12 protein-coding genes are annotated in these 12,397 nt (G+C 58.8%); 8 read left to right on the top strand and 4 right to left on the bottom strand.

The window, feature by feature from the left end; translation table 11 throughout:
- The 5 genes from RSE12_02855 (at position 1) to RSE12_02835 (ending at position 5,594) form a co-directional block, all read left to right on the top strand.
- A complete protein-coding gene (locus tag RSE12_02855; protein ID WRH63289.1) occupies positions 1 to 1,152 on the top strand; it encodes an N-acetyl sugar amidotransferase in 1,152 nt (383 codons plus the stop codon).
- A 2-nt stretch (positions 1,153 to 1,154) separates the two neighbouring features.
- Positions 1,155 to 1,793: an imidazole glycerol phosphate synthase subunit HisH gene (gene hisH / locus RSE12_02850; GenBank protein WRH63288.1), complete on the top strand. Its 639-nt coding sequence runs from the start codon at positions 1,155 to 1,157 to the stop codon at positions 1,791 to 1,793.
- The gene (locus RSE12_02845) at positions 1,781 to 2,551 is read left to right on the top strand and encodes an imidazole glycerol phosphate synthase cyclase subunit (protein WRH63287.1); all 771 of its coding nucleotides are present in this window, start codon (positions 1,781 to 1,783) and stop codon (positions 2,549 to 2,551) included. The genes hisH and RSE12_02845 overlap by 13 nt, the downstream gene beginning before the upstream one ends.
- Positions 2,538 to 4,043 (top strand): UDP-2,4-diacetamido-2,4,6-trideoxy-beta-L-altropyranose hydrolase, encoded by a 1,506-nt coding sequence (gene pseG, locus RSE12_02840; GenBank protein WRH63286.1) that lies wholly within the window; start codon positions 2,538 to 2,540, stop codon positions 4,041 to 4,043. The genes RSE12_02845 and pseG overlap by 14 nt, the downstream gene beginning before the upstream one ends.
- A gap of 183 nt (positions 4,044 to 4,226) precedes the next feature.
- Positions 4,227 to 5,594, top strand: a complete 1,368-nt coding sequence (locus tag RSE12_02835) for a hypothetical protein (protein ID WRH63285.1) — start codon at positions 4,227 to 4,229, stop codon at positions 5,592 to 5,594.
- Here RSE12_02835 and pseI read toward each other — a convergent pair.
- From pseI to RSE12_02815, 4 genes are all read right to left on the bottom strand, one after another.
- The gene (gene pseI / locus RSE12_02830; GenBank protein WRH63284.1) at positions 5,583 to 6,626 is read right to left on the bottom strand and encodes a pseudaminic acid synthase; all 1,044 of its coding nucleotides are present in this window, start codon (positions 6,624 to 6,626) and stop codon (positions 5,583 to 5,585) included. The two genes, RSE12_02835 and pseI, sit on opposite strands and share 12 nt — an antisense overlap.
- A 54-nt stretch (positions 6,627 to 6,680) precedes the next feature.
- Complete coding sequence (locus tag RSE12_02825; GenBank protein WRH64723.1) at positions 6,681 to 7,670, bottom strand: glycosyltransferase family 2 protein; 990 nt, start codon at positions 7,668 to 7,670, stop codon at positions 6,681 to 6,683.
- Positions 7,603 to 8,325, bottom strand: a complete 723-nt coding sequence (locus RSE12_02820; GenBank protein WRH63283.1) for an FkbM family methyltransferase — start codon at positions 8,323 to 8,325, stop codon at positions 7,603 to 7,605. The genes RSE12_02825 and RSE12_02820 overlap by 68 nt, the downstream gene beginning before the upstream one ends.
- A 255-nt stretch (positions 8,326 to 8,580) precedes the next feature.
- Positions 8,581 to 9,240 (bottom strand): peroxiredoxin, encoded by a 660-nt coding sequence (locus RSE12_02815; protein WRH63282.1) that lies wholly within the window; start codon positions 9,238 to 9,240, stop codon positions 8,581 to 8,583.
- Between the two features lie 298 nt (positions 9,241 to 9,538).
- Between RSE12_02815 and RSE12_02810 the strand changes: the two genes are divergently transcribed.
- The 3 genes from RSE12_02810 (at position 9,539) to RSE12_02800 (ending at position 12,396) form a co-directional block, all read left to right on the top strand.
- On the top strand, positions 9,539 to 10,984 hold the full coding sequence (locus RSE12_02810) for an aldehyde dehydrogenase family protein (GenBank protein WRH63281.1): 1,446 nt from the start codon (positions 9,539 to 9,541) through the stop codon (positions 10,982 to 10,984).
- Between the two features lie 108 nt (positions 10,985 to 11,092).
- A complete protein-coding gene (locus RSE12_02805) occupies positions 11,093 to 11,719 on the top strand; it encodes a class I SAM-dependent methyltransferase (GenBank protein WRH63280.1) in 627 nt (208 codons plus the stop codon).
- Positions 11,716 to 12,396, top strand: coding sequence for a WbqC family protein (locus RSE12_02800; protein ID WRH63279.1), 681 nt, complete (start codon positions 11,716 to 11,718; stop codon positions 12,394 to 12,396). The genes RSE12_02805 and RSE12_02800 overlap by 4 nt, the downstream gene beginning before the upstream one ends.
- Position 12,397 lies beyond the last annotated feature (1 nt).

The raw sequence follows: 12,397 nt of genomic DNA, 5'->3' as shown, positions 1-12,397 counted from the left end.
ATGTTGAAGTACTGTTCACGATGCATCATGCCGGACACCAAGCCAGACCTGATGCTGGACGATGAAGGTGTCTGCAACGCTTGCCGTGCCTATGAAGGCCGCAAGGACGTGGACTGGGACAAGCGCTATACCGAACTTCTGGAAATTCTCGACCGGTATCGCCAGAAAGACGGCAGCAACTGGGATTGCATCGTCCCCGTCAGCGGCGGCAAGGACAGCACCTATCAGGTCATCCGGATGCTTCAGCTTGGCCTTAATCCACTATGCGTGACGTCAACCACCTGCGACCTTTCCGATATCGGGCGTCAGAATATCGAGAATCTGAAAAGCCTTGGCGTTGATTATGTCGAGGTGTCCCCGAACCCGAAGGTGCGGGCAACGCTGAACCGGATTGGCCTGACTCAGGTCGGTGATATTTCCTGGCCCGAACATGTGGGCATTTTTACCATCCCCGTCCGCGCGGCGGTTCAATTCAATGTTCCGTTGATTGTTTGGGGTGAAAACTCTCAAAACGAGTATGGCGGTCCAGCAGCTTCGCAGACGAACAATATTCTCAATCGCAGATGGCTTGAGGAATTTGGCGGTTTGCTTGGCCTGCGCGTAACCGATTTGATCGGCCAAAACGGCATTCAGACGAAAGACCTGATCAATTACACTTATCCCACCGATGCTGAATTGGCACGTGTTGGTGTAACGGGGCTCTTCCTCGGGCATTATATTCCCTGGGATGGACTGTCCAACGCCCTGATATCCGGCGCGAACGGTTTCACGACTTATCATAAGGCCGTCGAAGGCTCGATCGTGAATTACGAAAACCTGGACAATTACCAGACTGGTATTCACGATTACTTCAAGTTCCTGAAGTTCGGCTTCGGCCGCGCAACCGATCTGGCCTGCCTGCACATCCGCCGTAACCGGCTTAGCCGCCAGGACGGTCTGGATGCCGTGATGCGCCATGATGGCAAGTTCCCTTGGGAATACCTTGGCAAGCCCCTGAAGGATATTCTCGAACCCCTCGACATGACGGTCGATGACTTCATCCGCGTGTGTGACCGCTTCACCAACAAGAAGTTGTTCCTGCGAAATGCTGACGGGTCCCTGCAAAAGGACGCGCGCGGCAACCTGACCAAGATCAACTACGACAATACCTGAAAATGAAGGTTGGCGTCATCGATTACGGCAGCGGCAATCTTGGATCAGTTCTCCGCGCATTCGAAAATCTTGGAACGAATGCCGACCTGATCGAAGATCCGTCCCGGCTTGCCGATTATCGTGCCGCCATCCTGCCGGGTGTCGGCAACTTCACATCCTCCATGAACGACCTGCACCAAAGGGGCTGGGTTGATGCGCTTCGCGATTGGGTCGCTGGCGGAAAGACGGATCTGCTGGGCATCTGCGTCGGGATGCAGCTGTTGGCCGATTTTGGCGACGAAGGGGCTGGCGCCGAAGGCCCCACCAAGGGGCTTGGCCTGATCCGGGGAACGGTTCGGCACCTAGCCAGTTTCGGCTGCACCGAACGTGTTCCCCATGTCGGCTGGAACTCGATCCAGCATTCCGGTGATCCGCTCTTTCGCGGCATCCGGCCGGGAACCGATTTCTACTTCGTCCACAGCTACGCCATGGACGTCGTTCAGGAAGACGATCTGATCGCCGAGGTTCATTATGGCGCCAGATTGCCAACGGCAGTCAGGTCCGGCAGGGTCTATGGCACGCAATTCCACCCCGAGAAAAGTGGCCGCGCGGGCCATGCCTTGCTCCGGAATTTCTTGGAACTGGCGACATGGTCAAGATAAGGGTCATACCCACCCTGCTTTGGAAAGGCGTCGGATTGGTCAAGGGGGCCAAGTTCGACAGTTGGCGTCGTGTCGGGTCCGTCCTGCCCGCCATTCGTGTCTATAATCAGCGCGAAGTCGACGAACTGATCCTTCTGGATATCTCTGCCACGCAGAACGGAACCAAGCCGGACCTTGAAGAGCTGGCCGATGCGGGCAGCGATTGCTTTGTTCCGCTCACCTATGGGGGTGGCATCAGCAATGCGGATGAGGTGCGCTTCCTTCTCCGGTCGGGCGCAGACAAGGTCAGCGTGAATTCTGCCGCATACTCCAACCCGGGACTGATCAGCGAAATCGCGGCACGCCACGGGTCGCAATGCATCGTGGCAAGCATGGATGTCCGAAGCATCGGCCCGGATCGCTGGGAATGTGTCAGCCATTCCGGAACGCGCCCCACCGGGCATGATGCCTTGGCATGGGCAAGAACGATGCAGGACATGGGGGCAGGCGAAATCCTGATCACCTCGATCGACCGCGACGGAACGATGGAAGGCTATGATCTGGACCTCGTCGCCGCCATCTGCGCCGCCGTATCCATTCCCGTGATCGCATCGGGCGGTGCCGGAAGCTACGCGGATATGGTGAATGCCGTCCGGGCCGGAGCTTCGGCCGTCGCGGCGGCAAGCATCTTCCACTTCACGGAACTCACCCCCGCAGGGGCAAAGGCCGCAATCGGAGAAGCCGGTTTCCCGACGCGGGTTTCCTATGTCGAAGGCTGACATCGCCTTTCGGACCGATGCTTCGGTCAGCATTGGGACTGGCCACTTCATGCGTTGCCTGACCCTTGCAAATGCCCTTGCGGCACGTGGCGCAAAATGCTCGTTCTTGTGTCGCAACCTGCCGGAATCCCTTGTGGCAAGACTACGGATCGAAGGCCATGATCTGATCGCCCTGCCACAGGCGGGTGCGGGGCAGGATGATCTTGCTCATTCTGCATGGCTTGGCACCACCATGGCCGAAGATGCGCGGCATGTGTTGCCGATCCTGCAAAAGCTGCACCCGGCATGGCTGGTCGTTGACCATTACGCGTTGGACGCGCGGTGGACGGACCCCGTCCGCGGCACGTCCAGCGTGCTTGTGATTGATGATCTGGCAGATCGCATGCTGACGGCTGACCTGTTGGTCGATTCCACGGCAGGGCGCTATCCCAACGCGTATGATCCGGTCCTGTCCAACGACGCGCCGCGCCTGATCGGACCGACCTTCGCCCTGCTTCGCCCCGAATTTGCTGCCCTTCGTGCCACCTCTCTGGCAAGACAGCGCGATCCGGTGCGCCGCATCCTCATCACAATGGGCGGGGTTGATGCTGGCAACGCAACGGGCATGTTTCTTGAAAAACTCACGGGCCGCGGCTTTGCCCTGACAGCCGTGATCGGTGCTGCCTCACCGCATATCGCGTCTTTGACAGATCAGGTCGCAGCGCTGCCTGACGCGCGCCTGATCGTCAACGCCCCGGATATGGCGACCCTGATGGCAGAGGCCGACCTCTGCATCGGTGCCGCCGGGTCCACCGCTTGGGAAAGATGCGCGCTTGGCCTTCCGGCGCTGACAGTCGTTCTGGCCGAAAACCAAAAGACCGTGGCGCACGGCCTTGAAGCCAGCGGCGCGGCACGGACAATCCAACTGTCGATCAGCGCAGCAGACCTGTCCGCCCTGATCCAGACCCTTGACGTCAAGGCCATGTCAGACGCCGCCAGCGCCCTGTCGGATGGCAAGGGCGTCGACCGCGTGGCCGCGATCATGCAGGTGCTGCCAGATCTGACACTCCGTCCTGCAACCCTGAACGATGCCGAAATGATCTGGCGCTGGCGTTCTTCCGGTGGGGCAGAACGGTTCTACAAATCTGGGCAGGCCGTCAGCTTGCCTGATCATCTGGAATGGTTTGCCCGCGCCCTTGCACAGCCAGAACGTCGGCTGTTTGTCGTTGAAATGAACCAGGCACCTGTTGCCCATGTCCGCATCGATCTTGCGGGCACGGTGGGCCAGATATCCATCGTCGTGGACGAAGCGATGCAAGGCAAACGCATTGCCTTTGCGGCCTTGTCGCTCGCGATGAGCAGATGCCGGGGCGTGGAACGCTTTGATGCTGTCGTCCACAAGGACAACCTGTCGTCGATGCGTCTGTTTGAAGGGCTTGGCTTCCAACCCGCCGGCCTTGATCCGCCCTTTTGCCAGTTCAGCCGGGATTGGGTCAGCCCCAAGCCGCGCTGACACGCCCTGGCGCCAACCAAGTTCCGCCGATCCCGACAGGCGGCCTTGGGTTCAGGCGTCATTCAATTGCCCACCTGCCTGCGCGCTGCTAAAGCAATGGCGGCTGGATGCAGGGCCACACAGCCCGACACCACTTCAACCCGGACTGCCAGAAAGTAACTCATGTCACATAGTCGTCCTGTCATGCTGGTCGGGTTCGGATCAGCCGAGTTCCGCGAATTCGATCGGGCCGGCGTGAATGTGAAAGTCTGGATTGAGGCCATGCAACGAGGCGATCGATTTGTCGCGCAGGGCGTGGAAACCTATCCTCATTTCAGCACGGTCAGATGCGAACATGCGGTGGATATGCGGCCTGACGTGCCGGATAACCTGATGATTGATTTGTACAAAGTGGCGTTCCCTGCCTTTCGTCGCCATTTCCACAGGATCGCCTTTGCCCGCAAGAACCGGCTGAAAAGCTGGGGCCATGTTGATTGCCTGTTCCACATTGCCGCCAACTTCTTTTTCGACATCCTGAAACGCAACAAGATCGAAACCGTGATCTTTTCGAACTTCCCGCACGAAGGATCACTGATCATCCTCTACCATCTGGCCAAGACCCTTGGGATCGAAACGATCCTCAGCATGCAGTCCAACTTCCCGTCCCTGCTTTGGATTGTTCGGGATATCCGTGATTTCGGCCATTTTCAGACGACCGACGGCTATGGTGAACCATTAGAGCTACCAGCCGCACCCGAAACGCCGTTCTACATGAACCGGGGCGGCAAGTTCAAAAAAGCTGCCGTGTCCTACGCCTATATCACGCTGGAGTTCGTGAAACTGGCGTTCAAGATCCTGACGCTGCACTTTATTGTGCGTCCGCACGCCTTAGAGCGGAACTTGAACCGGTTCTTTCACTCCATCGAAAAGGCGAATGGTGGGCATCCCAACCCCTCGGCCGAGGAAAAGGTCAGCCTTGACGAAGATTTCGTCTACTTCCCGCTGCACCTACAACCCGAACTCACAACCGATACGTGGGGCTACGAATACGGCGACCAACTCTTGGCGCTCGAAGCGCTGTCCCGCAAGCTTCCGGCGGGCATGAAGATCTATGTCAAAGAAAACCCTATGCAGACGACCTTCATGCGCGAGGAAAGCTTCTTCCGCCGTTTGAAATCCATTCCGAACACCTTCTATGTCTCATCTGAAATCTCAAGTTTCGAACTCATCAGGCGCTGTTCCTTCCTGGCCACCATTTCCGGCACAGCCGGATGGGAGGCATGCCTGATTGGCAAAGGCGTCGTCATCTTTGGTGTCACTTGGTACACGCGCGTTGACGGCGTTTTCGAATGGACAGACCCCGATTGCATCCAAAAGGCAATCAACCACCAGCGTGATTCCGAACGCCTGAAACAGTCATTCGACGCGGTCAGCAAGGCGCTTTACCCGGGCACGGTGGACCGCGACTATGAATCCATCGTGCCAGATTACAACGTGCAGAAAGAGGCAGAGCGTGCGGTGACCTCGCTCGTGTCCGTGATGAACGACGGTCGCTGGCGATCAGTCGAATAGATCATCGCGAACGGGTGTATTGGCCTGCACATCGGTCAGAACAGTGCGTCCGATCACCCGATCCAGATGCTTGGGTGCAAGCCCATAGCCGGGCCGCACGCTGCGAACATCCTTGGGGCTGATCTTATCCCCCTTCTTCAGGTCAGACACAAAGTAAAGTGACCTGCGGAAAATCACATTGCCCTGCTCGCTGGACTTTCGGCCGTAATCCACCTTGCCCAGCGCTTCCCAGGCTGTTCGCGCCCCTGCACAAAGCTGGGTGAAATCCTTGGGCTCCAGTGAAAAACTGTCATCCGGCCCGCCGCCGGACCGATCAAGGGTAAAGTGCTTTTCGATGATTGCAGCACCCATCGCAATCGCGGCGATGGCGGTTGTATTGTCCAGCGTATGATCAGAAAGGCCTGTTACACAGCCGAACCTTTGCATCATGTCGGACACCGTCCGCAGATTGTAATCCGAGGCAGGGGCAGGATAACCGCTTACGCAATGCAGGATTGCAAGATCCCTGCATCCCCCATCCCTCGCCGCTGCGATGGCTTCGGCAATCTCTTCTGCATCTGCCATCCCTGTGGAGATGATCATTGGCTTGCCGGTCGAAGCGACATAGCGGATCAACGGCAAATCCACCGCCTCGAACGACGCGATCTTGTATGCCGGAGCCCCCAGATCCTCGAGCAGATCTACAGCGGTTGGATCAAAGGGCGACGAAAACATCGTTATCCCGATCGACCGCGCCAGATCGAACAGCGGCTTGTGCCATTCCCACGGGGTATGCGCTTCGGCATAAAGATCGAACAGGCGTTTTCCGTCCCACAGGCCGCCCTTAATCAGGAACTCATCATTATGGCTGTCCAAGGTGATGGTGTCCGGGCGATACGTCTGAATTTTCACGGCATCCGCACCGGTCGCCTTTGCCGCCTTGACCAGTTCAAGCGCCTTATCCAGGCGGCCATTGTGGTTGGCAGACAGTTCGGCAATCACATAGGGCGGCTGGTCAGGGCCGATCAAACGACCATTGATCTTGAAATCCAAGGTTCTCTTCTCCGTTCCTGTCCTGCGCGGCCATTCCATTAGTCTGATCCGTGATCAACTGCGCGGGGGCTGTGCCCGGCCATTGGCAGCCTGTTGCCATGCCAACACCCCACGCCATCGCCCCATCAGACGCGCGATCATCCGGGGAGAGAACAGAACACACCGCAGCGGCAGCGCAAGCGTGGTTTCAATCATCAACCGTCGCCACAAGCGCGACGCTTCCTCGGCACCGTGATGCTTGGCACTGTAGGTCAGCTTTGATTGCGCGTGATGGTATCCCCGCCAGAATTCACCCTTGATCGGCGCGTTGCCCTTGACCGAACGCCGCGCCAGATGAACCGCGGATGCGGCCGGCACGATGATCAGCGGGCGCTTTGCATCAAAGAACTTCAGACACAGGTCATCATCTTCATAATAAAGGAAGAATCTCTCATCAAAGAATCCAAGCGGCGCGCAGACATCCATCTGCAACAGCATGACGGCACCGCTCAGGAACCCGACACAGGCCGGGCCTTCTGCCGCCGGGCCTTCGGATTTCCACCGGTTCGCGGCCCAACGGTAATTCACCTCGGGCCGTCCCTTGCCATCAAGGATCTGCGGCCCCAGGATCGATGCCTCTGGAAAGGTCTGCGCCGCGTCCACCAGCCTGCGCACATCTTCAGGGCGGATCGAACAATCCGGGTTAAGCAGCAGGGCAAACCGTGTCTTCACACGGGCAAGCGCCCGATTGTTCGCCGTGCCAAAACCCAGATTGCGGTCATGTGCCAGAACCTCTGCTTGGGGCAAAAGCTCATGGACACGCTCCACAGTCCCATCGCCGCTGGCATTGTCTGAAACAATCACATGGGCATAGCCTGAAAGACAGTCCGCCAGATCAGAAACGCAATGCGCGCTGTTATAAGTGACTACGACAGGCGTAACACTTTTCCAGAAGTCCGCATCAAGGCCCGTGTTTGTATCCACCGCCGTGACCACCTCAACCCATGCCCACGGTGATCGCGCGCCGGTACAGGGAATTGTTGCGCGTCCGTGCCACCAGAACATAGCCATGCCGTTGGAACGCGGACGTGCAGCCCGGATAATCCACATCTGCCCCGGCCTTTTCGATCACGATCCGGTCTGGCCGCAACTCGGGGGAGCATCCGTCCAGAAACGGAACAAGCGCACGGTCCTCATGGCCTTCGATGTCGATCTTCAATCCGTGAATGCGCCCAAGGCCAAGCTCGTCGACAAGAGATTGCAACGTGCGCAGCGGCATGCTTCCGCCTGTGTTCTCCTGCACGGCCACGATGGCCACATCATCCTTGCGGATCACAAGGTCGGCGGTGCCTTCATGGTCGCTCACCGCCGCATGGACAAAGGACAGGTTCGCCTGCGCGCCGGCAGCGGCATTCCAGGCGATCTGCGCCATCATCCTCGGGTTGGCGTCAATGGAAACGACGCGCCCTTTGGGCCGGGCTGCCGCAAGCGGCAGTGAATAAAGGCCAATGTTGCAGCCAAGGTCGAGGAAGACCGCATCCTCGGGGGCATCCTCAAGCAGGAAGTTGATGTCAACGCGGTTGTATTCAGGAACAAGCAGAAGGCCGTATTCAATCAGGTTGCGCTCTCCGTTCAACCGAAAGGCAGCACCCCTGAAGTGAATGTCCAGCTTGCCCCGCCCAATACCAAGGATCAGGCCCGTGACTTTGCTTCTGAACAAGCCACGCCTCAATACGGATCCCCGGGCAAGCCGGATGATCGCACGTTGGATGAAGTTTGGCGCAAAAGTACCAAAGGGCGGTTGACCAAGGGCAGCAACGCCAGCTTCCGCTTCGGTCAACTTGCGCCAATCCGATTGCATCGTGAACCCCTCAACTTGCTCCCCAACCTTTGAACGCAAATGAGGCGAAAAGCCAAGGGATGCCGAAAGCTCCTCCGCGACCGGTGCCGCCTGGGGGAGCCTTCGGGATGGCGGTTACTTCACCGCCACCTTTGCAAACCGCAGATAAGGAAGCTTGATGTCCAGCTCCCCAAACCGCTCGCGCGCCTGATCGTCGTTCAGCGCCAGCGCCACGATCATATCCTGTCCGGGCACCCAGTTGGCGGGCGCGGCCAATGGCACACCGTCGGTCGCGCGCACCGCATCCAGCGCGCGCAGGATCTCGGCAAAGTTGCGGCCCACGCTCATCGGATAGGTCATAGTCAGCCGCACCTTCTTGTCCGGCCCGATGATATAGACCGTCCGCACTGTCGCCGAATGCGCCGGCGTGCGGCCTTCGGTGGGAAGGTAATAATCGGCGGGCAGCATGTCATAGGCCTTGGCCACGCTCAGCGACGAATCGTCGATGATCGGGAAATCGGCGGGGGCGCCGCCAAATGCCTCGATGTCGCGCTTCCACTTCTGGTGATCGCCAACCGAATCGACCGACACGCCCAGCACCTTGGTGTTGCGCTTGGCCCATTCCGGGGCCAGCTGCGCCACCGCACCGAATTCCGTGGTGCAGACGGGCGTGAAATCGCGCGGATGGGAAAATATGATGCCATAGCTGTCACCCAGCCACTCATGGAACCGAATGGTCCCAGCGGTAGAGTCGGCGGTGAAGTCGGGGGCGATGTCGTTGATGCGAACGGACATGGGAAAACTCCTGTCGATGTCGTTGGGGCAATACATACGCGCTTTGGAACAAGGTTTCACCCCCCAAGGCCATATCGCCCGAAGTTCAGGAAATTCATCGCTCAGCCCATCGGAACACAGACGAAATTTCCTATTCCGGCCAATCGCCGCAACCATCCTTCACCGCTTTTGCAGCCCGGCAAACCGTTCTCCCACCGCACCAGACCCGCCAAGCGCGACAGCGCCTGTCGGTCCTGCGCTTGCCAGCGCCGTCCCGTCCTGACAAGTTATGATCAAATTCCGCCCAACGGAGGCTCCCATGCTCATCAAGCGCGATTTCTATATCAACGGTCGCTGGACCGCCCCGCTTGCGCCGAACGATCACGCCGTGATCGACCCGTCGACCGAAGACACCTGCGCCATCATCTCGCTGGGGTCTGCCGCAGATACCGATGCGGCCGTCGCCGCTGCCAAAGCCGCCTTTCCGGCCTGGGCCGCCACACCCCCTGCCACCCGCAAAGCCTATGTCGAGGCGATCCTCGCCCAGTATGAAGCGCGGGCCGAAGAAATGGCGCAGGCCATCAGTCTGGAAATGGGCGCGCCCATCGACATGTCGCGCAGCGATCAGGCGCCCTGCTTGCCTTGGCATCTGAAGAATTTCCTGACCGCCTTCGACCATATCGAATGGGTCCGCCCGCTTGGCCCTCATGCCCCGAATGACCGGATCGCGCTGGAACCCATCGGTGTGGTTGGTCTGATTACCCCATGGAACTGGCCGATGAATCAGGTCACGCTGAAGGTGATCCCCGCCCTTCTGGCAGGCTGCACCTGCGTTCTGAAACCGTCCGAGGAATCGCCGCTCTCCTCCCTCCTTTTCGCCGAGTTTGTCCATGATGCGGGCGTTCCGGCAGGCGTGTTCAACCTTGTGAACGGTGATGGCATGGGCGTGGGCAGCCGCCTGTCCACCCACCCGGATGTGGAAATGATCTCCTTCACCGGCTCTACCCGCGCCGGAAAGGCCATCAGCAAGGCCGCGGCGGAAACGCTGAAACGCGTCACGCTGGAACTGGGCGGCAAGGGGGCAAATCTGATCTTCGCCGATGCCGATGACCGCGCCGTTGAACGCGGCGTGCGGCATTGCTTCAACAATTCCGGCCAATCCTGCAACGCACCGACGCGGATGCTGGTGGAACGCCCCGTCTATGACCGCGCGGTGGAAATCGCCAAGCAGGTGGCCGATGCCACAAAGGTCGCCTCGGCCCATGAACCCGGCCGCCACATCGGCCCGGTGGTCAACAAACGCCAATGGGATCAGATTCAGGGCTACATCCAGAAAGGGATCGAGGAAGGCGCGCGCCTTGTCTCCGGCGGTCTTGGCCTGCCTGAGGGCATGAACAAAGGCTATTTCGTCCGCCCCACCGTCTTTGCCGATGTCAAACCCGGCATGACGATCGAGAAAGAGGAAATCTTCGGCCCCGTCCTGTCGATCATTCCCTTCGATACCGAAGCCGAGGCCGTGCAGATCGCCAACGACACCCCCTATGGGCTGACCAACTATGTTCAGTCCCAGGATGGCCCCCGCCGCAACCGCCTCGCCCGCCAACTCCGCGCCGGGATGATCGAGATGAACGGCAAATCCCGCGCCGCAGGATCGCCCTTTGGCGGCGTCAAAGCGTCCGGCCGCGCGCGCGAGGGCGGCGTCTGGGGGATTGAGGAGTTTCTGGAGGTGAAGGCGATCTCCGGGTGGGACAGCGGGGCTGATTGAATCCCACCTGTTGATTTCCGCTCTCTACCACCTTTCACAGAACCAAATGCTTTCGTCAGTACGTGCCATGGGCTAAGGCAAGCCTGATGGGGAAAAGTGGTGTGAAGTATGGCTGAACGTACGAAAGGGCTTCATTGGATCGTAACTGTCCCAGCCCTCTATACTCGCATCCAGTCAGGGCTTGCTGGGCCGCAAGCCAAAGAACGTATCGCGCATGAGCTTTTTTCAGGGCTTGAGAACAAGCGAGTGGTTGAAATTGGCTGCGGTCCAGGATTGTGGTCAACCAACCTACAGCATGCAGGCAGCTATGTCGGCGTTGATCGCAACGAACGGCACATCGCGGCGGCAAACAGCCGTTTTGGCACGCCGCACACAACCTTTCTTTGCGGTGATCTCGCAGATGCTGGTGTCATCGCGGCCATCGGGGCCTGTGATGCTGTCGTCGCAATTGGCATCCTTCACCATCTAGACGACGCGGTGGCAAAATCTGTGCTGGCGCAATCTGCTGCGCTGCTGCGTCCCAACGGCGTCTTTATCGGACTGGAACCAGTCTACCATGATCATCAGAACCCGGTGGCACGGTTGCTGAAGTGGCTTGACAGCGGGAAGGACATCCGGCGCGAAGAGGGATATCGCTCACTATTTCCAAAGCATCTGGCGCTAGAGACGCAGGTGAAAACAAACCTGATGCGTGTCCCTTACTCTCACATCCTCATCAGGGGCATCATGCCGTGACAACGGTGGTGGTCCTACAATCCAATTACGTGCCATGGCGGGGCTATTTTGACCTCATTCGCAGGGCAGACGACTTTGTCTTCTACGACACGGTTCAATTCACCAAGAACGATTGGCGTAACCGCAATAGGATCGTCACGCAGACCGGGCCAGTCTGGCTTACGGTTCCGGTGGCGACATCCGGACAGTTTGGGCAAACCATTGAAACGGTTAGCGTCTCTGATCCACGCTGGCCGTCTCGGCATCTGAAGACCCTTCAGTCAGCGCTTGGCAGTGCACCTTGCTTTCGGTCGCAATTGAAACCGCGTCTGGACGACTGGTTCGCCGCTGCTGCCGAAATGCACAGACTCAGCGCAATCAACCAGTATCTGGTGGCGCAACTGATGCAACTACTTGGGATCGCCACGCGCCTTCACGATGCTGCCGACCTGCCGCAAAAGGGCGACAGGACCGGGCGGTTGGTGTCGATTTGCCAATCGCTTGGTGCAACACGCTATCTGTCAGGCCCATCAGCACGATCCTATCTCGACGAGACACAGTTCTTGGCCGCAGGGATAGCGGTAGAATGGATGGCCTATCCCGCCTACCCCGCCTATCGGCAAATGGATGGCGGTTACGAGGCCGGCATATCAATCCTCGATTGCCTGGCTCATCTGCCGCACGATAAGGTGTTCTGAG

Source organism: Fuscovulum sp. (assembly GCA_035192965.1).
Classification (GTDB): Bacteria; Pseudomonadota; Alphaproteobacteria; order Rhodobacterales; family Rhodobacteraceae; genus Paragemmobacter.
This window is presented reverse-complemented; position numbering and strand designations above follow the sequence as displayed.

Bases quoted from the DNA above. Each gene is read 5' to 3' on its own strand.
- pseG (WRH63286.1), top strand. From the start codon at position 2,538: ATGTCGAAGGCTGACATCGCCTTTCGGACCGATGCTTCGGTCAGCATT.
- RSE12_02835 (WRH63285.1), top strand. From the start codon at position 4,227: ATGCTGGTCGGGTTCGGATCAGCCGAGTTCCGCGAATTCGATCGGGCC.
- RSE12_02805 (WRH63280.1), top strand. From the start codon at position 11,093: ATGGCTGAACGTACGAAAGGGCTTCATTGGATCGTAACTGTCCCAGCC.
- RSE12_02825 (WRH64723.1), bottom strand. From the start codon at position 7,670: ATGTTCTGGTGGCACGGACGCGCAACAATTCCCTGTACCGGCGCGCGA.
- hisH (WRH63288.1), top strand. From the start codon at position 1,155: ATGAAGGTTGGCGTCATCGATTACGGCAGCGGCAATCTTGGATCAGTT.
- RSE12_02810 (WRH63281.1), top strand. From the start codon at position 9,539: ATGCTCATCAAGCGCGATTTCTATATCAACGGTCGCTGGACCGCCCCG.
- RSE12_02855 (WRH63289.1), top strand. From the start codon at position 1: ATGTTGAAGTACTGTTCACGATGCATCATGCCGGACACCAAGCCAGAC.
- RSE12_02845 (WRH63287.1), top strand. From the start codon at position 1,781: ATGGTCAAGATAAGGGTCATACCCACCCTGCTTTGGAAAGGCGTCGGA.
- RSE12_02815 (WRH63282.1), bottom strand. From the start codon at position 9,240: ATGTCCGTTCGCATCAACGACATCGCCCCCGACTTCACCGCCGACTCT.